The following is a 23,141-nucleotide window of genomic DNA, read 5'->3' on the forward strand; positions in this document are numbered from 1 at the left end:
GGTCTTCCGTCCGGAATTGCGGAAAAATAAAAGATTAGCGCCAGGGCAACACGCCTGCCGGCAAGCGACGGCCGAACCGGTCGAGCATCAGAAGCAGCAGGATCACCACGACGATCGTGGACACGGCGATTGCCGCCGCCTGCGTGCCGAGCCCAGCCTCTTCCAGACTGAACAGCACGACGCCGAGCGTTTCCTTGCCGCTCGACCACAGCAGCGCCGAAACCGTCAACTCGTTGAATGCGCTCATGAACACCAGCAGCCCGCCCGCCACGGCCGCGGGCGCCGCGAGCGGCGCGGTGATCGTCCACAGCCGCCGGAACCGGCCGGCGCCGGACACCGCCGCCGCTTCATCGAGATCGCGCGGAATCTGCCCGACGGCCGTCGTCACCGGTTTCATCGCCAGCGTCAGGAAGCGCATCGCGTAGGCGACCAGGATGATCGACGCGGTCGCATAGAGGCTGCCGATCAGCGGCAGCGGCCGCAGGAACAGAAGGATGCAGGCGATGGCGAGCACCACGCCGGGGATCGTGTAAGGCAGGTCGACGATGCCGCCGAGCACGCGCCGCCAGCGCCTATCGAAACGCTCGAGCCGCGCGGCCATCGGAATGACGCCAAGGGCAAGCATCAGCGCCGCGCCGCCGGCAAAGAGCAGCGAATTGCGGAAGGCCCGCACCGTGGATGCCTGCCGGACAAGCACTTCCGTATAGTTGGCGATCGTTGCCGTCCGCGGGCCGAGCGGCACGCCGAAGGACGGCACCAGCGACGTCGCCAGCAATGCGCAGGCCGGAAGAACGAGGATCAGGCCGATGACCAGCCAACCGGCACAAGCGAGCGGCATACGCCAGCGTCCGAGTTCGAATTGCGCCGGTGTGCCGGCAACGATGCGATGCCCTGCACCCCGCAGCGCCAGCGACTGGAAGACCATGCCGACAAGCGCCAAGGCGCCGACCAGCACCGACAGCGCCGCGATCTGCGGCAAGACACTCGGCCCAAAACTCGACAGGTCCTGATAGATCAAGGTCGGCAGCGTGAGATAATTGACGGGCATGCCGAGCAGCGCCGGTATGCCGAAATTGCCGACGCCCGAGACGAAGGCAAGCGCCGCGGCGGCCACCACGTAGGGCCGCACGACGGGCAGCACGATGGTCCGCAGCACGCCGAGCGGCCGGGCACCGCAGGATCGCCCCGCCTCGACCAGATCGCGCGGCACGCGCGACAGCCCTGCCCGCATGGTGATGAAGACGATCGGCGCGTGCTGGACGCCATAGAGAAGGATGATGCCGGCTCGACCAAGCATCGGATTGCCGCTGCCGGGCGCAGGCGCCAGCCCAAGCATTCCGAGCAGCGTGCTCGACGGGCCGAAGAGATGCAGCCAGGCGAGCGCCGTGACCTGCGGCGCGATCATCAGCGGCAACAGCAGCAGGAAGCCGAGGATCTTTCGTCCCGGCAGATCGGTCATCGTCACCGCGACAGCGAACGGAACGCCGAGGCAGAGCGCCAGCAACGCGCCAAAGAAGGCGGTATCCAGCGTGTGCCACATCGCCTTGAGCGCGGCAGGGCTGGCAAGCCGCCCGGCGAAGGCGGTGAAATCGGCCTCACCGCCTGGCGCGATCGCTGCAAGCACGAGACGCGCCATAGGCAGCAGGCTGAGCACCGCGATGACCGAGAGCACCGCCAGCGCCGACAGACGCTGGCCGGATACCGGGGCCGACAGCTCGAAGCCGCCTGCCGGCGGCAACGCCGGGCTCGATCCGGCGATGCGATGTTCCGCGGAGGCCAAACTTGCCTTCCGGGCCGCTTACTGGCTCATCACCGCGCTGAACTTCTCCTTGTTCTGGGCGTCGTTGGCGAGCGCGGCAGCCGCATCATAATCGAGCACCTTGATCGAGGCGCGGTCGGGATAGCCGGCCGGCAGCGCAACGTCGGCGCGTGCCGGGATGTAGCCCATCTTGGCGGTCACTTCCTGGCCGTCCTTCGACAAAAGGAAATCGACGAAGGCCTTGGCGGCGTCCTTGTTCCTGGCTGTCGAGAGGATCGCGACCGGTTCGGTGACGGCCGACACGCCTTCCTTCGGGAAGACGAACTCCACCGGTGCGCCCTTGGCCTTCTCGCGGATCGGCATGTAGTCGACGATCATGCCGAACAGCTTGTCGCCGCCGCTGACCGCCTTCAGCACGTCGCCATTGCCGCCATTGGCCTGCGCGCCGTTCTTGGCCAGCGCACCATAATAGTCCCAGCCCTCCGGCAAATTGCCCGTCAACGTCACCGTGTGGATCATCGCCGCGCCCGAAGTCAGGGGGCTCGGCATCGCGATCAGGCCCTTGGCCTCCGGCTTCTTCAGGTCTTCCCAGCTCGTCGGCACGAAAGGCGCCTTGGTGTTGTAGACGATGCCGGTGGTGATCAGCTTGGTCGAGAAATAGGTCTTGTCCTTGTCGTAAAGCGCGGCGTCGAGGCCGTCGACCTTGGCCTCCGGGTAAGCGAGCAGCCGGCCTTCTTTCTTGAGGCCTTCCATGGTCACGACATCGGCGATCAGGAGCACATCGGCCTGCGGCTGGCCGGCCTCGATCTCGGCATGGAGCTTCGCCAGGATCTTCGGCGTGCCATCGCGTACCCAGTCGACCTTGATGCCCGGGTTCTTCGCCATGAAGGCGTCGACGGTCTGCTGGGCGTCGGTGTTCGGCTGGCTCGTATAGAGCACCAGCGTGCTGTCGGCAGCGGCGGCCCCCGCTACGGTGGATGCCAGCAATAGGGCGGCGAGGACGATCTGGCGCATGGAAATACCTGTTGTTGATTACGGCTGGGGAAGTCCGGCAGGCGCCGGGGCTGGAAAACCTGAGTAAGGCCGCAGGATAACCATTATGTGACAAGGCGACGCAACCCGCATCGCCCTGCCTTTTGTCCCTCTTCCATGCCCTTGCCGCTATTGGTTGGCCGGGTCGGTCTCGGCATCATAGGCCATGCGGGTGACCACCATCAGCACATAGGCGGACGGCAGCGCGAAGATGGCCGCGAGCATGATCGCCGCCGTTCCTTCCATGCGAAGGGTGGCGGCAACGGCCCAGTAAACGGTGCCGATGCAGATTACGGCCTGAATCGCCAGGAAGCAGGCCGCGGCCGCCGCGCGGGTGAGTGTCTTGAACGTCTTGATGCGTTGCATTGAACGGTATCCGAACTGACGCGCACGCAACCGACGCACGGCCAGCGGCCGTCGCCGGATCGCGACGCGAAGGAATGTCTTGATTTGAATGCCGCGCTTTGCGGCCAGGCCTTACGCGGCGGGCGGAGCGCGCGGCTGGTTGGTGCGCGAAGCTGTCGCGCTTCCCCGTACGGGCGTGACGCCCATTTCGGCGGGCAACGCCTGACCGATGACCAGGAAATCGGATGCGGGCGCGAGCGCGCCGGGATTGCCGCTGACGAGCTTTATCGGAAGCGGCCGGCTGGCCCGGACTTCAAGCGCCTGCGCCTTGCCGGTCGTCCTGAGCAGCGCGATCGTGTCGCTCTGGCGGGCGGCGCTGATGCTGGAGCCGCCCGAGAGCGAGGCGGCCGACATGGAGATTTCGGCCTGGGCGAAGCTCAGCAGCGCGAGCATCAGCAGCGCCATCAGGCCCGCAAAAGCGGTCCTGACCGGCAGCAGCTTCGATCTTTCGCGTTCAGGTGCCTTCAAGGCGGTCTCCGGATATCAGGACCGGCCTAACCGATCGAATGGCTAAAGGAAAGCCGCAATGGACGCCGCAATCGCACTTCGTCCTTGAACCTTGCGGCTTCCGGTGCCAAATCTGGAGCAGATTTTTCGCATTCGCCTCCTTTGGAGCCAATGCCGGCAAACGGACAATAATGGTTACCTATCTCGACGCCTCCACCGCACCCCTTCGAAACACCGGCCAGATCCGCCTTTATGGCGAGGAAGGCTTTGCCGGCATGCGCAAGGCTTGCGATCTCACCGCGCGCTGCCTCGACGAGCTTGTGCCGATGGTGAAGCCCGGGGTGACGACGGACGCGATCGACCGCTTCGTCTTCGAATTCGGCATGGACCATGGCGCGCTGCCGGCGACGCTCAACTATCGCGGCTACACCAAGTCGTCCTGCACCTCGATCAACCATGTCGTCTGCCACGGCATTCCCGACAACAAGCCGCTGAAGGAAGGCGACATCGTCAACATCGACGTCACTTATATCCTCGATGGCTGGCACGGCGATTCCTCGCGCATGTATCCGGTGGGCACGATCAAGCGCGCTGCCGAACGGCTGCTTGAGGTTACTTACGAATGCCTGATGCGCGGCATTGCCGCGATCAAGCCCGGTGCCCGCACCGGCGCCATCGGCGCCGCGATCCAGACCTATGCCGAGGCCGAGCGCTGCTCGGTGGTGCGCGATTTCTGCGGCCACGGCGTCGGCCAGCTTTTCCACGACGCGCCGAACATCCTGCATTACGGCACCGTCAATGAAGGCGTCGAGATGCGGCCCGGCATGATCTTCACGGTCGAGCCGATGATCAATCTCGGCCGCCCGCACGTGAAAGTGCTGTCGGACGGCTGGACCGCGGTCACGCGCGACCGCTCGCTGTCGGCGCAGTACGAGCACACGATCGGCGTCACCGACACCGGCTGCGAGATCTTCACGCTGTCGCCGAAAAAGCTCGACCGCCCCGGCCTGCCGGCGTAGAGCGGTTTTCGCTCTATCCTCTTGTTTCGACGCAATTCCGAACGGAAAACCGCTTCACACTTTTCCTGGAATTGCTTTAGTCTTTTGACCGGAAGCCTGGAGGGGATGGGCGGGCTATGGCGAAAGTCGAGGACGAGCGGGCATTCTTTTCCGAAGCCTGGATCGAACCACCACAGAAGCCACAGAAGAAGGCCGTGGCGGAGGAGAAGCCGCACTATCACGGCCATCGCGACCGTCTGCGCGAACGCTTCGTCGCCGGCGGGCCGGACGCCCTGCCCGACTACGAGCTTCTCGAATTGCTGCTCTTCCGGCTGATTCCGCGCGTCGACACCAAGCCGATCGCCAAGGCGCTGATCGCCCGCTTCGGCTCGCTGGCCGAGGTGCTCGGCGCGCCGGCATCCCTGCTCGAGGAAGTCAAAGGCATCGGGCCGGCCGTCGCGACCGATCTCAAGGTCATCGCCGCGACGGCCCAGCGCATGGCGCGCGGCGAGGTGCGCGGTCGCGAAGTCCTGTCCAACTGGACGCAACTGCTCGACTATTGCCGCTCGGCCATGGCTTTCGAGAACCGCGAGCAGTTCCGCATCCTGTTCCTCGACAAGAAGAACGGACTGATCGCCGACGAGGTGCAGCAGACCGGCACCGTCGACCACACGCCTGTCTATCCGCGCGAGGTGGTGAAGCGCGCGCTCGAGCTCTCCGCCAGCGCCGTCATCCTGGTCCACAACCATCCCTCGGGGGATCCGACGCCGTCGCGCGCGGACATCGAGATGACCAAGCAGATCATCGATACGGCCAAGCCCCTCGGCATTGCCGTGCACGACCACATCATCATCGGCCGCAAGGGCAACGCCTCGATGAAGGGCCTGCTGCTGATCTAAAGCATGTCTCCCGAAAGTGGTAACCGGTTTCGGGGCAAAGACATGCGCAAAATCAAAAACCTAAAGCGCATGGAGCGAATCTGAAAGATCGCGACGCGCTTTAGGCCAGCCGCGGGCGACGACTTTTCCTCAAAAGACAGTCGGCTCTGGAATTCCAGCGACAAATTGAGCTATTATGTACGCGGTTCTTCCTGCGGGACAGCGTCCCTCAGGATGCCGGAGGAACGGACGATGGCGGTAGCGCTCGTACTCGTTCTGATTGTCGTAGGCTCGGTCCTGTTCCATGTGCTGAGCCCTTGGTGGTCAACGCCGATAGCCTCCAACTGGGGCTATATCGACAACACCCTTGTCATCACTTTCTGGATCACCGGGACAGTCTTCTCTGCCGTCGTCCTGTTTATGGCCTATTGCATTTTCCGCTTCCGGCACAGGGAGGGACGGGAGGCCGCGTACGAACCCGAAAGCAGGAAGCTTGAAACCTGGCTGACCGTGTTCACCGCCATTGGCGTCGCGTCATTGCTCGCACCCGGCCTGTTCGTGTGGGCCCAGTTCGTCACTGTCCCCAAGAACGCGACCGAGATCGAGGTCTTTGCGCAGCAATGGCAATGGAGCTTCCGCTTGCCGGGCAAGGACGGCAAGCTTGGAACGACAAACGCACGCTTTATCAGCCCCGACGATCCGCTCGGCCTCAATCCGCAGGATCCGAACGGCCAGGACGATATCCTGGTCGTGGCGGCCGACCTGCACCTGCCCGTCGGCAAACCGGTCAAGGTCCTGCTGCGCTCAATCGACGTGATCCACGATTTCTACATTCCGGAATTCCGCGCCAAGATGGACATGGTGCCGGGCATGGTCACCTATTTCTGGTTCACTCCGACCAGGACCGGAACATTCGAAATCCTTTGCTCCCAGCTTTGCGGCGTTGGCCACGCCTTCATGCGTGGCGTCGTGAAGGTCGATTCCGAACAGGACTACCAGGCCTGGCTCCAGCAACAATCGACTTTTGCCCAACTGTCGGCGCCCGCCAAGACAGGCGCGCTGATGGTCCCGGTAACGGTGCAGGCCAACTAGGAAAGGCATTGGCGAGACGGCGCAGGAGTCGCCTCGCAGGAAAGACTGAAACGAACGAAGAGGTGTAGAGATGGTTGACGTCGCGCCTCATGGAGCAGGCCTCATTCCGGTAGCGGAAGTGCCTGAGGTCGAGCTCTATCATCCGCACAGCTGGTGGACGAAATACGTCTTTTCACAGGACGCCAAGGTCATCGCCATTCAATACGCCGGCACGGCCTCCGCCATCGGCCTCGTCGCGCTCGTACTGTCTTGGCTAATGCGCCTGAAGCTTGGTTTCCCCGAGACGTTCACCGCGATCACGCCTGACATGTACTATCAGTTCATGACCATGCACGGCATGATCATGGTGATCTATCTCCTGACCGCGCTCTTCCTCGGCGGTTTCGGCAACTACCTGATCCCCTTGATGGTCGGCGCGCGCGACATGGTGTTTCCCTATGTCAACATGCTGAGCTACTGGGTCTACCTGCTTGCTGTTCTGGTGCTGGTCGGCAGCTTCTTCGCGCCCGGCGGCCCGACCGGTGCGGGATGGACGCTCTATCCCCCGCAGGCCATCACCTCAGGCACGCCCGGCGGAACGGATTGGGGCATCATCCTGATGCTTGTTTCCCTCATCCTGTTCATCATCGGCTTCACCATGGGCGGTCTGAACTATGTCGTTACCGTGCTTCAGGGCCGCACGCGCGGCATGACGCTGATGCGCTTGCCGTTGACAGTCTGGGGCATTTTCACGGCTACGGTCATGGCCCTGCTTGCCTTCCCCGCGCTCTTCGTTGCGTGCGTCATGATGTTGTTCGACCGGTTGATCGGATCGAGCTTCTTCATGCCGGCGATCGTCGAGATGGGCGCAACTCCGCTACCGCATGACGGCGGCAGCCCGATCATGTTCCAGCACCTTTTCTGGTTCTTCGGCCATCCTGAGGTCTACATCGTGGCGCTGCCCGCCTTCGGTATCGTCTCCGACCTCATCAGCACCCATGCCCGCAAGAACATCTTCGGCTATCGCATGATGGTCTGGGCCATCATTGCCATAGGAGCCCTCAGCTTCGTGGTCTGGGCGCACCACATGTATGTCTCAGGCATGCACCCCTATTTCGGCTTCTTCTTCGCCACCACCACCCTGATCATCGCAATCCCAACCGCCATCAAGGTCTACAACTGGGTGCTGACGCTGTGGCGCGGCGACATCCATCTGACCATTCCGATGCTGTTTGCGCTCGCCTTCATCGTCACCTTCATCAATGGCGGATTGAGCGGCCTGTTCCTTGGCAACGTGGTGGTCGACGTGCCGCTGGCGCAGACGATGTTCGTGGTCGCGCACTTCCACATGGTAATGGGCGTGGCACCCGTCCTCGTCGTCTTCGGCGCAATCTATCATTGGTACCCCAAGATCACCGGCCGGATGCTCAACGAAACGATGGGACGTTTCCATTTCTGGGTAACCTTCCTCGGCGCCTATCTGATCTTCTTCCCCATGCATTATGTCGGGTTGGTCGGCGTACCAAGGCGTTACCCCGAGATCGGCGAGACTGCCTTTGTCCCTCCGTCGGTGCATACGCTCAACCAGTTTATCACCATTGCCGCACTGACCGTTGGCATGGCCCAGATGGTGTTCCTCTTCAACCTCCTCTGGAGCATCCGCCACGGCCGTGAGGCCGGCAACAACCCATGGCGGGCAACGACACTGGAGTGGCAGACTGCAGGCACGCCGCCCCCGCACGGCAATTTCGGCAAGGAGCTGCCAGTCGTATATCGCTGGGCCTACGACTATAGCGTACCCGGCGCCCCGGAGGACTTCATCCCACAGAACGATCCGCGCCCGATCACCCAAGGCGGCAGCACATGAGCGCGATTGTGATCTTCCTCGCACTTGTAGCCGCGGTGGCCGGCTGGTGGCTATCGCGCCAGCGGTTGATGTCCAAACCCTGGCTTGAGGCCGGTCCGGTGACGGCCTTTCCCGGGACGGAAGCGCCACTCATGCACCCGGCCAAGATCGGCCTTGGCGTGTTCCTCGCGGTGGTCGGCACGTTGTTCGCACTGCTCATCAGCGCCTACTTCATGCGCATGGTCTATAGCGACTGGCAGCCGGCTCCCGTGCCCAGGGTGCTGTGGCTCAACACGGCGATGCTGGGTTGGGCGAGCGTGGCGCTTCAGGGCGCGGTCTCCGCTGCTCATAAAAGGCAGATCGGCAATCTGCGGCTCGCCCTTCTCACCTGCGCCCTCGCCTCCGCCGGCTTTCTGGCAGGACAATTGCTGGCCTGGCGCGATTTCGCGGCGCAGGGCTATTTCGCAACCTCGAACCCGGCCGCCAGCTTCTTTTATCTCCTCACGGCGATGCATGGCCTTCACATCGTCGGCGGGCTGGTCGCGCTCGGCCGGGTCAACGTCCGCGCATGGCAAGGCTCCCGATCAGAAGGGTTGGTTCTGTCGACCGAACTCTGCGCGATGTACTGGCATGTCCTGCTCGTGGTCTGGCTGGCGCTCTTCTCGGTGCTCATGGGATGGGCGGCTGATCTGATCGATATTTGTCGCGGACTCCTGACCTAGGGCGCCGCGTTGAACGCGCGGCGCTGCGAATGTGGTTTTGATGCACGAATCCGTCAGAAATGGCGGCAATCCGGTTGAGCTTTGGAAGGAAAAGCGGATGACCGAGACCACGCTGGGACATGGCAATCGTCCCGTTTCGCGGCCACCTGGCCTGCGCGGCATCGCCGCTGACTGGTCTTCCGACCAGAGGGCGTTCAAGAACGTCTCCTGGGCAAAGGCCATGATGTGGATCTTTCTGCTCAGCGACACCTTCATTTTTGGCTGCTTCCTGCTGTCCTACATGACGGCACGCATGTCGACGACAGTGCCATGGCCCAATCCCAGCGAGGTTTTCGCGCTGCATTTGTTCGGCAAGGACATTCCGCTGATCCTGATCGCCATCATGACCTTCGTGCTCATATCCTCCAGCGGCACGATGGCGATGGCCGTCAACTTCGGCTACCGGCATGAACGCAGGAAGACTGCAGTCTTCATGCTGCTCACTGCCGCTCTCGGTGCGACCTTCGTGAGCATGCAGGCTTTCGAATGGACCAAGCTTATCACCGAGGGCGTGCGCCCTTGGACGAATCCGTGGGGCGCCGTGCAGTTCGGCTCATCCTTCTTCATGATCACCGGGTTCCACGGCACCCATGTCACGATCGGCGTGATCTTCCTGTTGATCACCGCGCGAAAGGTATGGCGCGGCGACTTCGAAACCGGCGCGCGCGGGTTCTTCACCAGTCGTCGCGGCCAATACGAGAGCGTCGAGATCTTGGGGTTGTACTGGCACTTCGTTGATCTGGTGTGGGTGTTTATCTTCGCGTTCTTCTATCTTTGGTGAGGTGGAGCGATGGCACAGGCGGAAGCGCAGGATCACGGGCTGCATGGAAATGTCATCGCCCCGGCGACCACAGTGACACATGCCGAAGGTCAGCAGCACCCGATCAAGCTTTATCTCGTCGTATGGGCCTGGTTGTTCATCCTCAGCGCCGGCTCCTACAGCATCGACTACTTCGGCCTCCAGGGACTTCTCAGGTGGGGCCTGATCGTTACGTTCATGATGCTCAAGGCCGGGCTGATCGTGGCCGTGTTCATGCATATGGCGTGGGAGCGGCTAGCGCTTGCCTATGCGATCCTGGTGCCCCCACTGCTGATCCTGGTCTTTGTTACGATCATGGTGCTCGAATCTGACTACACCGAACTTACCCGCGTCCTGTCATTTGGCATGGGACCGTAATCGGCTCGCCGTTTACGCTAGCCGGCTCGCGTTCTTCGTTGACAGGAAAAATGATGAGAGGACAATAGCGGTCTCGTTCTCTGACGCGTCACCCCGATAGAAAGGCGCCTACGATGACGATTGCAAGGAGGCTCAAGGACTATATTGCCGGCAAGGGCATCAACTACGATACCGTTGCCCACCATCGCACCGCGACCAGCAGCCAGACGGCGCAGGCGGCGCATGTGCCAAGCCGCAGACTCGCGAAGTCCGTGGTGGTTCACCATGAGACGGGCTATACGCTGGCGGTAGTGCCAAGCAACCACCGGGTCGAACTCAACACGCTGCAGGATGTCATAGACAGGCGGCTCGGCCTCGCCTCGGAAGATGAGGTCAGCCAGTTGTTCAGCGACTGCGATATCGGTGCTGTACCCCCGGTGGGTGCCGCCTACGACGTGCCGGTCGTTCTTGACGAGAGCTTCGGCGCGGACGGCGACGTCTACTTCGAGGCCGGCGACCACAAGACGCTGGTGCACGTCAAAAGCGATGACTTCCGCAACCTGCTGCAAGGGGCGCGGGTCGCCCGCTTCAGCCATCCGGCCTTTTGAGAAACCGGGGTCGTGGCGGCACGACGATCTGACACAACTTTCTCAAGTTGCCGGCGGTGATGATGGCGGCGGCTCAACGACCTTACGGTATACATGCCAAGTCGCATGGCCGAGGATTGGCAACACGACCGCGAGTCCTGCGAACACGGGCACCGAACCGATGATCAGCCCAACGGCGACGATAAGTCCCCAGACGGCCATCACTATCGGGTTAGCCAGGACCACGCGCACCGAAGTGTGGATGGCTTCATAGGCACCAACGTCTCGATCGAGCAACAGCGGGAAAGCGACCACGGTTGTGCACAACACGACCGCTGCGAACACGAAGCCGATTGCGTGACCCAGCACGATCAGCGTCCAGCCACGTCCCGTGGCGAATATCTGTGCAATGAAGCTGGACAGGGACGCCGGCGGCTCGGGACCGAACAGATGTTCGTAGAAGACCTTGGCGGTCAAAAGCCACGTGATGAAGATTGCAAACAGCATGATCCCGACCGCCGCGATGGACGGCAGCGCCGGAGAGTGCCTGACCTCGAATGCGTGCCGCCAGGATGCATCGAGCCCGGCTTCCCGTCTGCGGCTGATCTCGTAGAGGCCGATCGCGGCGAGTGGACCGATCAGCGCGAACCCCGACACCAGCGGAAATAGCAACGGAAGCGTGTTTGCACCCGATGTCCAGGTGGCGAGCACCACCCCGACGAGCGGATAGATCATGCACAGAAACACGACGTGCGAGGGTTTGACCATAAAGTCGTCGACACCGCGCCTGAGCGCATCGAAAAGATCAGAAACGCTGATTTTCCTGACCTTGGTATGCTCCAGCGTTTCGCTGGCACCCGCAATCACGTGAAAGCTTGCCATGGCCGTTCCTCCAAATCAGGTCCGGCAAGGTCGCGGATTTCACAGTGCTACCGCTCTACGTGGCTGGCCACGCAAACCGCGACCTGCACCATGGTCAACATACTCCCTTGTGCCCGATTTGTCGCCTTTCATCGAAGCGGTGCGGTGGCCTGTCAGAACGGCGTGCTGGTCCCAGGCACCTTTTTTCGGTATTCTCATACAGCGTCGCGCGCCTTTGGTGGCGCACAAGGGTGCAGCACCACTTTGATTGGTGCATGACGGCGGAAATCGATCCCGGTTTTCGGTTTCATGCGCCCGGTCGAAGGCGAACGTCATGGACACGCGGACGCTGCTCATACTCGGCCTTGGGATAATTATTCTGCTGGCGTTGGGATTCTGTGCGCTACCGTCGTGACGGCGCCCGGCACCACGCCTTAATGACCACCGATGGGCCTGAACGGACCGGTGTTACTTGGAGAACTGCTTCAGGTAGGCGATGACGTTGGCTATATCCTTATCGTCCTTGAGGCCGGGAAATGTCATCTTCGTCCCTTTGACCATCGCCTGGGGGGCGTGAAGGTAGGTCGTCAGGGTCGGCTCATCCCATTTGATGCCGGATTTTCCGGCTGCTATCATGGCTGCTGAATAGCTGAAATTGGGATGCGTGCCGGCAGTACGCCCGATAACGCCTTTCAGCGACGGGCCGACCATATTTTTGTCCTGGTCGGCAATGTGGCAGACCTTGCACTTGGTGAAGACCTTCTCGCCTGCTGCGGCATCCTGTGCCTGCGACGGATGGACGACGAAAGCGACAGCGGGCATGACGGCTAAGAACGCTATTGCGCGCATGGTATTTCCTCCCTGATCGTCATCGTGGGCACATGCCGCTCACAGGCGGCATGTCGCCCTTCATGGCAGAGCGAAATATCCGTACCTCCCCGGTGGAATTGCGCTACCTACATACCACAAAATCCAGCCATTGAGTAGCAAAGCGACTTTTGCGAAGGATTGCGGTCCCAAGCCGACTCACGGCGGATCGGTTTTGCAGCTCGCCGCGATCCGGCCGATCGCATCGGAGAGACCGGCGAGCTCGAAATCGGCCTCGCCACGGCCCGACAGCAGGCCGAAGCGCCAGGACAGCGTCAGCCGGTTCGCCGAAGCCAGACGCCTGATGCCGTCGTCGCCATCCCTGAACAGCGTTCTGCCGCGCGGGCCGACCGACCAGCTTTCATCTGTCTTGCCGCCGCCATCGACAATGACGGAGATGGTGATCCTGCGGCTGGCGGAGACGGCGTCGTTGAGCTGGAGCCATTCGCTCCACCGCGGTTCGCCGTCGGGCCGGCAGGCCAAGGTCAGCACCGGGCTGTAGCCCAGCGCCCCACCCCCGGTGATCAGCTTGTTGCTGGCGTGCAGCGATGCCGTGATCTGGCCATCGTCGCCGGCGCCGACGCTCCAATTGCCGAGATCCGGCTCGGCCCGCGCGGCGCCGGTTGCTGCGGCAAACAAGAGCGCCGCGGCGGCTACCACGTCTCTCATCATGAACCCCAGCCTCACCAATGCCTCCAAACAACCCGCGAATGCGATGAAACGCAGATAATATTCAACGGTTGGTATCGCCAGCGGCGGACCATCAAGACAAGTTGTCTGTGTTGCCGCGCCGCCACAATGAAGTAGCTCCTAATGCAAAAGGCCGCCCGGAGGCGGCCTTTTCAAATCGCGGAGTTGAAGCCTGTTACTCGGCTTCCTTGGCAGCCTTCTTCTTCGGCGCGGCCTTCTTCTTCGGCTCCTCGGCCTCGGCGGCGGCTTCGCCCGCCTCAGCCTTGGCTTCGGCTTTCTTCGAGGAGGCCTTCTTGGCCGGCTTCGCCTTGGTCGCGGTTTCGGCCTCTTCGTCGTCGGCCATCAGCTCGTCCTTGCCGACCTTGACGTCATTGACCGAAATCTGGCCGAGCAGATAGTCGACGACCTTCTCCTCGAAGATCGGCGCCCGCAGCGTGTTGATGGCTTCCGGGTTGCCTCGATAGAACTCGAAGGCTTCCTGCTGCTGGTTGGCCGGGAAGCGGCGCACCTGCTCGAACAGGCCGCGCTGCAGCTCCTCGTCTGACACGGTGACGCCGGCCTTCTCGCCGATCTCGGCCAGAACCAGGCCAAGGCGCACACGGCGCTCGGCAAGGCGCATATATTCGGCGCGCGCCTCTTCTTCCGTCGTCTCTTCGTCGGCGAAAGTGCGGCCGGCGGCTTCGAGGTCGCGGTTGACCTGAGCCCAGATGTTGTTGAACTCGGCCTCGACGAGCTTCGACGGCGCCTCGAAGGAGTAGGATGCGTCGAGCTGGTCGAGCAGCTGGCGCTTCACCTTCTGGCGGGTCATCGAGCCGAACTGGTTCTCGAGCTGGCCGCGCACGATCTCGCGCAGGCGCTCGAGCGATTCCAGGCCGAGATTCTTGGCCGTCTCGTCATTGACTTCGAGCGCGCCGGGTGCCGACACTTCCTTGACGGTGACGTCGAACGTAGCTTCCTTGCCGGCCAGATGCGCCGCCTGGTAGTTTTCCGGGAAGGTGACGGTGATCTGCTTCTCGTCGCCGGCCTTCGTGCCGATCAGCTGGTCCTCGAAGCCCGGGATGAACTCCTTCGAGCCGAGCACCAGCGGCTGGTCGGTGCCAGCACCGCCGGCGAACGCCTCGCCACCGATCTTGCCGACATAGTCGATGCTAACGCGGTCGCCTTCGGCGGCCTTGCCGGTCTTCGGCTCGTAGCTGCGCGCCGATTCGGCAACGCGCTTGACCTGGTCGTCGACTTCCGATTCCGGCACGTCATAGACCTGACGCGTCACCTTGATGTCGGAGAAATCCTTGATCTCGATCGCCGGGATGACCTCGTAATTGAGGCTGAATTCGAAATCGGCGCCGCCGGCCAGGATCTTCTCGGCTTCCTTCTCGTCCTCGGTCATGATCACTTCGGGCTGCATGGCAGCCTTTTCACCGCGTCCCGAGATGATCGAACGGGTCGAGTCGTTGAGGATCTCGTTGACGACCTCGGCCATGAACGACTTACCGTACATCTTGCGCAGATGCTGCACCGGCACCTTGCCCGGGCGGAAGCCGTTGATGCGCACCTTGTCGCGGGCATCGGTCAGCCGCGCCATCAGCTTGGCTTCCATGTCACCGGCCGGCACGGTGATCTTGATCTCGCGCTTGAGACCGGAGTTGAGCGTTTCGGTGACCTGCATCCTAGAACCTTTGTTTTAACAACGAGACAGGTAAACGGTCCCAACCGTTTACAGCCTGCCGGTATGATCTTGCCGGAAATGGCTTTTGGAACGGAACCTGGCGATTTGACCGCCGATGCGGTTCAAATTCCCCTGAACTAAGCTTTGCAAAATGCGAATAAGTTCTTGTTTTTCCTACAACTTTTCACATCTTGCAAAAGCGGAAATTCACGTTCCGTCACATTCGACACGCCTTTTGTCACAGGCTAGGCTAATTTTCAACTATCTTCGCTTCCCGTGCATGCCGCCCAAAAGTGCGCAGCGGTTTTGGGCGAACGGCATGCACCAAATAACGGCTTGAAGCGCCTCATCCGCCCCAGCGCGACGCGCTTTGGTGGATAAGCATGGATTGGGCCCTGACATTGACAGAATGATGGCTACATGGGATTGCCGGGGAACGCGGATGTGGCGGAATTGGTAGACGCCCTGGATTTAGGTTCCAGTGCCGAAAGGCGTGGGGGTTCGAGTCCCTTCATCCGCACCATCCTTCGCTCTTCGAGCTTCGGATGGCAGGCCACCACCTGAGGCTCGAAGAGCCGAAGGTGTCCTCCGAAGCCTTGGCGAAGGAGGACCGGCGCCGATCTTAATAAAGCGGCTCCTCGAACAGCGTCTTGTCGCCGTCCATCAGCGCCTTGATCTGTGCCGTGCCGTCGGCCGCGAGCGCGAGCTTGATGCCGAACGGCCGCACGCGCATGTCGTCCTGGATCGCCATGCCCTCGCCTTCCGGCAGATAGAAGCGGTCGATCCCATAGTCGGGCGCGATCGTCATGTCGGGGCTGCGAAGATCCCAGCCCGCAGCGACATGCCCGGCGATATCCGCCTCGTCCGCCGCGGCCGTGGCCGGCGCTTTGCCGAGCCAGGCCGCCGTCGGCTGCCAGTAACCGTCCGTGCCCTTCTTCAATCGCACCGTGATCGAGCCGTCGTCGCTTGAGAACGCGCCTTGCGGAATGTTGGCGATCAGCTTCACCGGGATGCGTGAAATGTTGTTGTTCAACGAGATGTAGTCGCCGCGCAGGAGATCGCGCGGATCGACCGGTTCGACCTTCAGGAGCACTTCCTTGCCGTTGCGCAGGATCGCCGCGCGGCCGGCGATGATCCAGCTGAGGAAGCCGATCTGGACGAGCGCCAGCACCAGCGCCGAGATGATGAGTTTCTTGCCGGTCATGCCGCTGCTCCTGTCTCGGCAGGCGCCCTCATGCGTTTCTCGACGCGGATGATGATCAGCGCCAGGATACCGAGCAGCACGGCTGCGGCCAGGAAGAACCCGGCCGTATCCAGCATCGACCGCAAGGTGACGCCATAGATGATGGCGAGTTCGAAGGCGAAGCCGGCATAGGCCAGCCAGCGCAGCCCCCTGCTCTCGCGACCCGCCAGGATGATCGCCGCCACGATACCGGCCAACGCCACGACCGAGGCGACGGCGAAACCGCTGTTGTAAGTGCTTTCATCCGCCAGGTCGAACTGGATGATCGCCATGCCGGTGAGAAAGCCGAGCAAGGCATGCAAGGGCAGCCGGCCGCCCAGTTGAAGGATCCTGTCGATCGCGTCGCCCGCAAGGACCGCCGCGGCAAAGAGCAGCGCCGATACGGTGGCCAACGACACCGCCACCGGCAACGTGTCGTGATCCGTCGCCAACAGAACCAGATAGAGGATGACGGACAGGACGATGAGGTGGCGCGCGGCCCGGCTGCGCGTCCAGAACGAGATGACGAACAGGACGATCGCCATGACGATGAAGAGATGCGGAATTTCCGCGCGCCAGTAGAAGCCGAAACCCTTGAGGACCAGCCAGGCATCAGCGATGCCGACCGCCGCCACCGTTAGCGGATTGGAACGCAGCGCCACCGCCGCCAGCGCCGTGCCGGCGCACCAGGTCACCAGCGCCGAGGCCTCGTCGCCCGAGAGATGGTACATCTGGCCGATCAGCGCGATCGAGCCACCGAAGGCTGCGGCGGCGACGATCCACAGCGCCTCGCCGATCGCGGCATGGTCGCGCGTCTTCAGCACCGCGCCCCCGACATAGCCGGCGAGGATGACCGCAAACAGCGCCGCCACGCGAACGAGACGCGGGATGACCTCCCAGTTGGCGGCAACGAAAATCAGGATCGCCGCGCCGAACAGAAGCGCAGCCATCATCGCCAGGATGGAGCCGAAGCTCAGTGAAGCGCGCTCGTTGGCGGCGACGTCGCGCGTCAATGCCTCCGCCGTGGCGGGATCAATCAGGCCGGCTTCCCGCCAGCGCGCGATATCCGTCCTCACCCGTGTCGAATAGCCCGCCATGCTTTTCCCCCGAACCCGGTCATTTCCTTAGCCGGAACAGCCAAACCGTTGACGTGGCGGCATTTTCCGATTCGGCCTTCTTTGTGGCGCGGGCGTGAATGGCCGTTAATGTTGCATTGCACAATTTGCATTGCTGCCATGCGCCAACGGCACTTTTAAACCGATACGATCCCACCTATTTTCTGTTCGTACACAAACGGAATGATCCGAACCAAAGACGAAACGAGAACTACCATGAACCTGATCCGCAACTACCGCAACTGGCGCCGCTACCGGGAAACCGTTTCCGAGCTGAGCCGCCTGTCGAACCGTGAACTGACCGACCTCGGCATCAGCCGCAGCGACATCCACTACGTCGCTCGTAAGGCGGTCTAATCCGCTTCGGGCCGCAAATGGTCCGAACCAGTTTTGAAGAGAGTAGGACAATGAACCTGATCCGCAGCTATCGCAACTGGCGCGTCTACCGCGACACCGTTGCTGAGCTGGGTCGGCTTTCGAACCGCCAGCTCCATGATCTCGGCATCGTTCGCGACGAGATCAAGATGGTCGCCCGCAAGGCGATCTAAGTAAGGAATTTCGCCAGGGTCGACCTCCTCCCCGACCCTGGCGGATACGGCCAACCCTTACCTCCTCCCAAGGGTTGACCACAGAAACGGCGCCCGCCGGACCTCCTCCCCCGGCGGGCGTTGTTCCAGAAGCGAACGTAGTTCGTCTTCGAAGGTTTCGCCCTTCTAAAAAGGCGAAAAGAATTTTTCGTCCTAAAAGGCGAAAGAGATTTCGTCAGAGCCGACCTCCTCCCCGGCGATGACGAATACGGTCGATCTTCACCTCCTCCCGAGGATCGACCCCCAAAACGACACCCGCCGGACCTCCTCCCCCGGCGGGTGTTGTTGTTTCTGGCATTGGCACCGGCCGCGTGCGTTCTCAGCCGGCAATTGCAATCGCGTCGCCAAGCGACTATTCCGGCGCTCATGAGCAAAAATCCCGTACATGTCATCGGCGGCGGCCTCGCCGGCTCCGAAGCCGCATGGCAGATCGCTGAAGCCGGCGTTCCGGTCGTGCTGCATGAAATGCGCCCGGTGCGCGGCACCGACGCGCACAAGACCGACGGCCTGGCCGAGCTGGTCTGCTCCAACTCCTTCCGCTCCGACGATGCCGAAAACAATGCCGTCGGCCTGCTGCATGCCGAGATGCGGCTTGCCGGCTCGCTGATCATGAGCGCCGGCGACGCCAACCAGGTTCCGGCGGGCGGCGCGCTGGCGGTCGACCGCGACGGCTTTTCCGATGCGGTCACCGCGAAGATCGAAGCGCATCCGCTGATCGCCATCCAGCGCGAGGAAGTGCCCGGACTGCCGCCCAAGGATTGGGACCAGGCCATCGTCGCCACCGGTCCGCTGACGGCGCCCTCGCTTGCCCAGTCGATCGCCGAAGCCACCGGCGCCGATGCGCTCGCCTTCTTCGACGCCATCGCGCCGATCGTGCATTTCGACACGATCGACATGAACACGGCCTGGTTCCAGTCGCGCTACGACAAGGTCGGCCCCGGCGGCACCGGCAAGGACTACATCAACTGCCCGATGGACAAGGAGCAGTACTTTGCCTTCGTAGGGGCGCTGCTGGAGGGGCAAAAAACCGAGTTCAAGGAATGGGAAGGCACGCCCTATTTCGATGGCTGCCTGCCCATCGAGGTGATGGCCGAGCGCGGCGTCGAGACATTGCGCTATGGCCCGATGAAGCCGATGGGGCTCACCAACGTCCACAATCCGACGGTCAAGGCCTATGCGGTGGTGCAGCTTCGCCAGGACAATGCGCTGGGTACGCTCTACAACATGGTCGGCTTCCAGACCAAGCTGAAGCATGCCGAGCAGGTGCGCATCTTCCGCACCATTCCGGGGCTTGAAAACGCCGACTTCGCGCGGCTCGGCGGCCTGCACCGCAACACCTATATCAACTCGCCGACGCTGCTCGATCCCTCGCTGCAGCTCAAATCGCGCCCGGGTCTGCGCTTTGCCGGCCAGATCACCGGCTGCGAAGGCTATGTCGAAAGCGCGGCGATCGGCCTGCTTGCCGGCCGCTTCGCCGCCGCCGAACGGCTCGGCCAGGCGCCTTCGCTGCCGCCCTCGACCACGGCTTTCGGCGCATTGCTCAACCACATCACCGGCGGTCACATCGTCTCCGACGACGAGCCCGGCAAACGCTCCTTCCAGCCGATGAACGTCAATTTCGGCCTGTTCCCGCCGGTAGAAGCGCCGAAGGTCGAAGGCAAGCGCCTGCGCGGCAAGGACAAGACCGTCGCCAAGCGCCACGCCATCACCTCGCGCGCGCTGGCCGATTGCCGCCAGTGGCTGGGGTTGCCCGAACGGGCCGAGGCGGCAGAGTAGGCTTTTCGGCCACTGTTGGACGACCCCTATAAAGTAGGATAATATCCCACTTTATAGGCACGGAGGCATGCCATGGAATCCGCCGAGAAATTGTCCATCACCGTCACGCCAGCCATGGCGCGCATGATCCGCGAAAAGGTCGATGACGGCTCCTACGGCTCGGCAAGCGAAGTCATCCGCGCGGCGCTGCGGGCCTTCCAGCGCGAAGAGGAAGAGCATGCGGAACGCATGGCCTCGATCAGAGCGCGGGTGAAGGCGTCGCTTGAGGATAAGAGGCCTGCTGTTCCACTCGACGAGGCGATCCACAGGGTAAAGAGCCGGATTTCGCAACTGGCGCGAGACAGTGATGATTCAGCGTCTCGCCGTCGTTCTTAGCGAAGCGGCCATAGCCGATCTCGAAGCCATTGCCGCCTATATCCTGGAGAACAGCGGAAGCGAAAACATCGCGGCTTTGTAGATCGGATAGAGGAGCGCTGCCGCGGTATCGGCAACGTTCCTTGCGGTGGCCGTGCCCGCGACGACATCATGCCGGGATTACGGACGGTTCCGTTCGAGCATTCCGCCGTCATCGCCTATGTCGTCGAAGGCGATGCAATATTCATCGTCAATGTCTTCTACGGCGGTCGCGACTACGAAGCGATGATACGCGGCGGCAGCGAGCCGTCCTGAATTACTCCGCCGGCTCCGCCCTCGCCGCCGGCAATCCCGGCTTTCCCGCCTCTCTCGGATTCCTCCGCACATAGGCAGCCTTCAGCGTCTCCGACGTGTCGCGCGAGCCGTCATGACTCCAGCCCGGCGGCTGGATGAGATAGTTGACGCGCTGACCGGGCGTCAGCCCGGGCGCCAGCGCATCCTTGAACATGCCGATCCATTCGTGGAACGCCACCTTCAGCGGGTTGAAGGTGCCGAGGTTCTTGACGATGCCGTAGCGCGGCCTGTCTTCCTCCAGCTCCTCGACAAAGGTGCCGAACATGCGGTCCCAGATGATCAGCGTGCCGGCGAAATTGGCATCGAGATAGCGCGGATTGGTGGCGTGATGGACGCGGTGGTGCGAGGGCGTGTTGAAGATGAATTCGAACCAGTCCCACGTCTTGCCGATCGTCTCGGTGTGGATCCAGAACTGCCAGACCAGATTGAAGCCGAAGACGAAGGCGATCACCGCCGGATGGAAGCCGAGCAGCACCAGCGGCGCCTGCAGGATGAAGGTGAAGGTGAATAGGCCGGTCCAGCTCTGCCGGAGCGCCGTCGAGAGATTGTAGTGCTGGCTGGAATGGTGGTTGACGTGCTCGGCCCACACCCAGCGCACCCGGTGCGCGATGCGGTGATAGACATAGTAGCGCAGGTCGTCGAGCAGGAAGGCGGCGACAAACACCCAGATCGACAGGCCGAGATTGAAGAAGCGGAACTGCCAAAGCCAGAGCAGCGCCCAGTAGGACACGACGCCGAGCAGCAGGCCGGCGACGACATTGCCGGTCCCCATCATCAGGCTGGCCAACGTGTCGCGCGTTTCGAACGATCCCTTGGCGCGGCCTGTGCGCACCAGGCACAGCTCGATCAGGATCGCCGCAACGAAGAACGGGATCGCAAGCTGGGTGACCTGGGGGAAATTGTACTCGTCCATCACGCCGCCTTTCGGATCCGCTCATGGCCCTGCAATGCCGCCGCCACGGCCAGCGCGCCGGCTTCGTCGGCAAAGACGAAATTGCCGCCTTTCCAGGTGAAATCATTGAGCCGCACCGAGACTGCGGTCCCTTCCGTGGTCACCGCCAGAATGTCGTGCGGCGTGACGATGCGCGTCAGAAAACAGTCGCCGATGCTCTGGACGATGCCACAGCGCTGCGGACCTAGCTCAAGGAACGCAGTGCGATTGTCGGCGGTTAGCCAGACGACGCCCGGCCTCTCGTCGGGAAAATCCTCGGCAAAGCGCGCGAGCGCTTGATCGGCGCCGGCAAGCGTCGCGGTTGTCGTGCCGCCGGTGAAATGCACGGCAGCGACCGACAGCGCGATGCCGAACACGACAAGGACGACCAGGACTGGCAGGCTCATGGAAAGACGGCTCCTCCGGCGGCCCGCATTTCTTCGATGCGAGTCCGCACGACAGAACCCCTAGCACAATTGACGTTTACGTCAAAGGGGCGCCCAGCCCCGCATTGCATGACGCAAGAGCAGCCAGTGCCGGCGCAAGGTGGAGAGCGTCGCCGTCGCGGTGAGCGGTGACCTGCCCGTCTTCTCCATCTTGTCGAGATAGGCGCGCGTCAGCGCCAGCGGCAGGAAGGCAGGCCGCAGCGCAACGGGAAGCGTCGGCGCACCTTTCTCGAAGGCGTTGAGATGTTCCCGCGCCAGCGCGATCATCGCAGCGACCGCGCGCTCCGCGGCGGCGCCGCCGTCTTTGACGAACTCCTCCGGTGTCGTGCCGGCGGCTGCCAGGATGTCGGTGGGCACGTAGCATTGGCCGCGCCGACGATGCAGCGGCAGCAGAAGCAGCAGACCGGCGATGGCCTGCGCGCAACCGGCTCTCCCCGCCAGTTCGGCGAAGCCCGACGCCGCGACCGGATCGAGCGCCATCGCCGCCAGCTGGATCAGCGCTGCGGCCGTCTCGCCGCAATAGCCCTCGAGGTCGGTCCGCGACGGCATCGGATCGTCGTAGAGATCGAAGATGCGCGCCTCTAGCATGTTGTCGAAGGCAGCCTTCGGCAGATGGTGGGCAGCGATCGTCGCGCGCAGCGCATCGGCGGTCGGGTGGCCAGTCTCGGCATCCCCGTCGGCCATGATGACATCGCGCCACCACTGCAGCCTGACCTCGCCCGGCAGCGGCTCGTGGATGCGATCGCGCACGCTGGCGATTTCGGCGTTGAAGGCGTAGAGCGCAAGCAGTGCGTCGCGCTTGTCGGCCGGCGCGTAGAGCGCCGACAGGTACCGGTTATGGTCGGCGGCGCGCACCGCATCCATGACGATGTCGCCCGTCACGATGTCGGAAGCGGCGGCCATTCAATCGACGGCGATCAGCGCGGCGGCGACGGCGCGGTCTTCGGCGAGCAGCACATTGTAGGTGCGCACCGCCGCTCCCGTCGACATCGGGTCGGCCGAGATGCCTGCCTCCTTGAGCGCGGCGCGCAAAGCCGCAGGCAGCGGCCGCAAATCCTTGCCCATGCCGACCAGCAGGATCTCCACTCTGCCGGCCTCGGCGAACAACTTGTCGAAGTCCGAGGCCTTCAGCGCCAGCGGATCGGCCGGCTCCCAGCCATGGATGCCCGACGGCAGGACGAGAAGCGACCCGCGATGCGACATGTCGGCAAAGCGGAAGCCGCCATTGCCATAGGCCTCGATCGGCGCCTTGCCGGGGAAATGCGCCTCGCGGATGATGATGCCTTTGGCCATGGGTCTAGAGCATGATGCCGAAAAGTGCAGGGCGGTTTT

27 protein-coding genes and 1 tRNA gene are annotated in these 23,141 nt (G+C 62.7%); 14 read left to right on the top strand and 14 right to left on the bottom strand.

Features of this window, described 5'->3' with window-relative positions; translation table 11 throughout:
- Positions 1 to 34: 34 nt before the first annotated feature.
- The 4 genes from RFM41_RS29050 to RFM41_RS29065 all read right to left on the bottom strand — a co-directional run bounded on the left by RFM41_RS29050 (position 35) and on the right by RFM41_RS29065 (position 3,664).
- The gene (locus tag RFM41_RS29050) at positions 35 to 1,636 is read right to left on the bottom strand and encodes an ABC transporter permease (RefSeq protein ID WP_320248789.1); all 1,602 of its coding nucleotides are present in this window, start codon (positions 1,634 to 1,636) and stop codon (positions 35 to 37) included.
- A gap of 162 nt (positions 1,637 to 1,798) precedes the next feature.
- Positions 1,799 to 2,773, bottom strand: coding sequence for an ABC transporter substrate-binding protein (locus RFM41_RS29055; RefSeq protein WP_320248667.1), 975 nt, complete (start codon positions 2,771 to 2,773; stop codon positions 1,799 to 1,801).
- A 147-nt stretch (positions 2,774 to 2,920) separates the two neighbouring features.
- The gene (locus RFM41_RS29060) at positions 2,921 to 3,157 is read right to left on the bottom strand and encodes a hypothetical protein (RefSeq protein ID WP_320248666.1); all 237 of its coding nucleotides are present in this window, start codon (positions 3,155 to 3,157) and stop codon (positions 2,921 to 2,923) included.
- Between the two features lie 111 nt (positions 3,158 to 3,268).
- The gene (locus RFM41_RS29065) at positions 3,269 to 3,664 is read right to left on the bottom strand and encodes a hypothetical protein (RefSeq protein WP_320248665.1); all 396 of its coding nucleotides are present in this window, start codon (positions 3,662 to 3,664) and stop codon (positions 3,269 to 3,271) included.
- 170 nt (positions 3,665 to 3,834) lie between these two features.
- Here RFM41_RS29065 and map point away from each other — a divergent pair, with 170 nt between their 5' ends.
- The 8 genes from map (at position 3,835) to RFM41_RS29105 (ending at position 10,961) form a co-directional block, all read left to right on the top strand.
- Positions 3,835 to 4,662, top strand: coding sequence for a type I methionyl aminopeptidase (map, locus tag RFM41_RS29070; protein WP_320248663.1), 828 nt, complete (start codon positions 3,835 to 3,837; stop codon positions 4,660 to 4,662).
- Between the two features lie 116 nt (positions 4,663 to 4,778).
- Complete coding sequence (radC, locus tag RFM41_RS29075; RefSeq protein ID WP_320248662.1) at positions 4,779 to 5,540, top strand: RadC family protein; 762 nt, start codon at positions 4,779 to 4,781, stop codon at positions 5,538 to 5,540.
- 231 nt (positions 5,541 to 5,771) lie between these two features.
- On the top strand, positions 5,772 to 6,611 hold the full coding sequence (locus RFM41_RS29080; RefSeq protein WP_320248660.1) for a cytochrome c oxidase subunit II: 840 nt from the start codon (positions 5,772 to 5,774) through the stop codon (positions 6,609 to 6,611).
- Positions 6,612 to 6,681: 70 nt separating this feature from the next.
- Positions 6,682 to 8,457 carry a cbb3-type cytochrome c oxidase subunit I gene (locus RFM41_RS29085; RefSeq protein WP_320248659.1) on the top strand — a complete coding sequence of 592 codons (1,776 nt, stop codon included), beginning with the start codon at positions 6,682 to 6,684 and terminating at the stop codon, positions 8,455 to 8,457.
- Positions 8,454 to 9,158 carry a cytochrome c oxidase subunit 3 gene (locus RFM41_RS29090; RefSeq protein ID WP_320248658.1) on the top strand — a complete coding sequence of 235 codons (705 nt, stop codon included), beginning with the start codon at positions 8,454 to 8,456 and terminating at the stop codon, positions 9,156 to 9,158. Before RFM41_RS29085 ends, RFM41_RS29090 begins: the two co-directional genes overlap by 4 nt.
- 97 nt (positions 9,159 to 9,255) lie before the next feature.
- Positions 9,256 to 9,978 carry a heme-copper oxidase subunit III family protein gene (locus tag RFM41_RS29095; protein WP_320248657.1) on the top strand — a complete coding sequence of 241 codons (723 nt, stop codon included), beginning with the start codon at positions 9,256 to 9,258 and terminating at the stop codon, positions 9,976 to 9,978.
- 9 nt (positions 9,979 to 9,987) lie between these two features.
- Positions 9,988 to 10,374 carry a cytochrome C oxidase subunit IV family protein gene (locus RFM41_RS29100; protein ID WP_320248655.1) on the top strand — a complete coding sequence of 129 codons (387 nt, stop codon included), beginning with the start codon at positions 9,988 to 9,990 and terminating at the stop codon, positions 10,372 to 10,374.
- A gap of 113 nt (positions 10,375 to 10,487) precedes the next feature.
- Positions 10,488 to 10,961 carry an aminoacyl-tRNA deacylase gene (locus tag RFM41_RS29105; protein ID WP_320248653.1) on the top strand — a complete coding sequence of 158 codons (474 nt, stop codon included), beginning with the start codon at positions 10,488 to 10,490 and terminating at the stop codon, positions 10,959 to 10,961.
- Positions 10,962 to 11,003: 42 nt separating this feature from the next.
- Here RFM41_RS29105 and RFM41_RS29110 read toward each other — a convergent pair whose 3' ends face one another.
- The 4 genes from RFM41_RS29110 to tig all read right to left on the bottom strand — a co-directional run bounded on the left by RFM41_RS29110 (position 11,004) and on the right by tig (position 15,024).
- A complete protein-coding gene (locus RFM41_RS29110; RefSeq protein WP_320248651.1) occupies positions 11,004 to 11,822 on the bottom strand; it encodes a DUF2189 domain-containing protein in 819 nt (272 codons plus the stop codon).
- A 447-nt stretch (positions 11,823 to 12,269) separates the two neighbouring features.
- Positions 12,270 to 12,650 carry a c-type cytochrome gene (locus RFM41_RS29115; RefSeq protein WP_320248649.1) on the bottom strand — a complete coding sequence of 127 codons (381 nt, stop codon included), beginning with the start codon at positions 12,648 to 12,650 and terminating at the stop codon, positions 12,270 to 12,272.
- Positions 12,651 to 12,827: 177 nt separating this feature from the next.
- Positions 12,828 to 13,340, bottom strand: a complete 513-nt coding sequence (locus RFM41_RS29120) for a hypothetical protein (RefSeq protein ID WP_320319321.1) — start codon at positions 13,338 to 13,340, stop codon at positions 12,828 to 12,830.
- A gap of 193 nt (positions 13,341 to 13,533) precedes the next feature.
- Positions 13,534 to 15,024 carry a trigger factor gene (gene tig, locus RFM41_RS29125; protein ID WP_320248645.1) on the bottom strand — a complete coding sequence of 497 codons (1,491 nt, stop codon included), beginning with the start codon at positions 15,022 to 15,024 and terminating at the stop codon, positions 13,534 to 13,536.
- A 438-nt stretch (positions 15,025 to 15,462) separates the two neighbouring features.
- Between tig and RFM41_RS29130 the strand changes: the two genes are divergently transcribed.
- Positions 15,463 to 15,547 (top strand) — tRNA-Leu (locus RFM41_RS29130).
- A gap of 99 nt (positions 15,548 to 15,646) precedes the next feature.
- Here RFM41_RS29130 and RFM41_RS29135 read toward each other — a convergent pair.
- Positions 15,647 to 16,228, bottom strand: coding sequence for a GDYXXLXY domain-containing protein (locus tag RFM41_RS29135; RefSeq protein ID WP_320248643.1), 582 nt, complete (start codon positions 16,226 to 16,228; stop codon positions 15,647 to 15,649).
- Positions 16,225 to 17,343 carry a DUF2157 domain-containing protein gene (locus tag RFM41_RS29140; RefSeq protein ID WP_320248641.1) on the bottom strand — a complete coding sequence of 373 codons (1,119 nt, stop codon included), beginning with the start codon at positions 17,341 to 17,343 and terminating at the stop codon, positions 16,225 to 16,227. Before RFM41_RS29140 ends, RFM41_RS29135 begins: the two co-directional genes overlap by 4 nt.
- 234 nt (positions 17,344 to 17,577) lie before the next feature.
- Between RFM41_RS29140 and RFM41_RS29145 the strand changes: the two genes are divergently transcribed.
- From RFM41_RS29145 to RFM41_RS29165, 5 genes are all read left to right on the top strand, one after another.
- Positions 17,578 to 17,718: a DUF1127 domain-containing protein gene (locus RFM41_RS29145; RefSeq protein WP_071031999.1), complete on the top strand. Its 141-nt coding sequence runs from the start codon at positions 17,578 to 17,580 to the stop codon at positions 17,716 to 17,718.
- A 50-nt stretch (positions 17,719 to 17,768) separates the two neighbouring features.
- Entirely contained in the window at positions 17,769 to 17,909 is a 141-nt protein-coding gene (locus tag RFM41_RS29150) for a DUF1127 domain-containing protein (RefSeq protein ID WP_071031998.1), read from the top strand.
- A 405-nt stretch (positions 17,910 to 18,314) separates the two neighbouring features.
- On the top strand, positions 18,315 to 19,724 hold the full coding sequence (trmFO, locus tag RFM41_RS29155) for a methylenetetrahydrofolate--tRNA-(uracil(54)-C(5))-methyltransferase (FADH(2)-oxidizing) TrmFO (protein WP_320248638.1): 1,410 nt from the start codon (positions 18,315 to 18,317) through the stop codon (positions 19,722 to 19,724).
- A gap of 72 nt (positions 19,725 to 19,796) precedes the next feature.
- Positions 19,797 to 20,099 carry a type II toxin-antitoxin system ParD family antitoxin gene (locus RFM41_RS29160; protein ID WP_320248637.1) on the top strand — a complete coding sequence of 101 codons (303 nt, stop codon included), beginning with the start codon at positions 19,797 to 19,799 and terminating at the stop codon, positions 20,097 to 20,099.
- 150 nt (positions 20,100 to 20,249) lie between these two features.
- Positions 20,250 to 20,393 carry a hypothetical protein gene (locus tag RFM41_RS29165; protein ID WP_320248636.1) on the top strand — a complete coding sequence of 48 codons (144 nt, stop codon included), beginning with the start codon at positions 20,250 to 20,252 and terminating at the stop codon, positions 20,391 to 20,393.
- 1 nt (position 20,394) lies between these two features.
- Here RFM41_RS29165 and RFM41_RS29170 read toward each other — a convergent pair whose 3' ends face one another.
- The 4 genes from RFM41_RS29170 to RFM41_RS29185 all read right to left on the bottom strand — a co-directional run bounded on the left by RFM41_RS29170 (position 20,395) and on the right by RFM41_RS29185 (position 23,102).
- Positions 20,395 to 21,345, bottom strand: a complete 951-nt coding sequence (locus RFM41_RS29170) for a sterol desaturase family protein (RefSeq protein ID WP_320248635.1) — start codon at positions 21,343 to 21,345, stop codon at positions 20,395 to 20,397.
- Entirely contained in the window at positions 21,345 to 21,770 is a 426-nt protein-coding gene (locus RFM41_RS29175; RefSeq protein WP_320248633.1) for a hypothetical protein, read from the bottom strand. The genes RFM41_RS29170 and RFM41_RS29175 overlap by 1 nt, the downstream gene beginning before the upstream one ends.
- Before the next feature lie 81 nt (positions 21,771 to 21,851).
- A complete protein-coding gene (locus tag RFM41_RS29180) occupies positions 21,852 to 22,712 on the bottom strand; it encodes a phytoene/squalene synthase family protein (protein ID WP_320248631.1) in 861 nt (286 codons plus the stop codon).
- On the bottom strand, positions 22,713 to 23,102 hold the full coding sequence (locus tag RFM41_RS29185; protein ID WP_320248630.1) for an Mth938-like domain-containing protein: 390 nt from the start codon (positions 23,100 to 23,102) through the stop codon (positions 22,713 to 22,715).
- Positions 23,103 to 23,141 lie beyond the last annotated feature (39 nt).

Source organism: Mesorhizobium vachelliae (genome assembly GCF_033977325.1).
GTDB lineage: Bacteria > Pseudomonadota > Alphaproteobacteria > Rhizobiales > Rhizobiaceae > Mesorhizobium > Mesorhizobium vachelliae.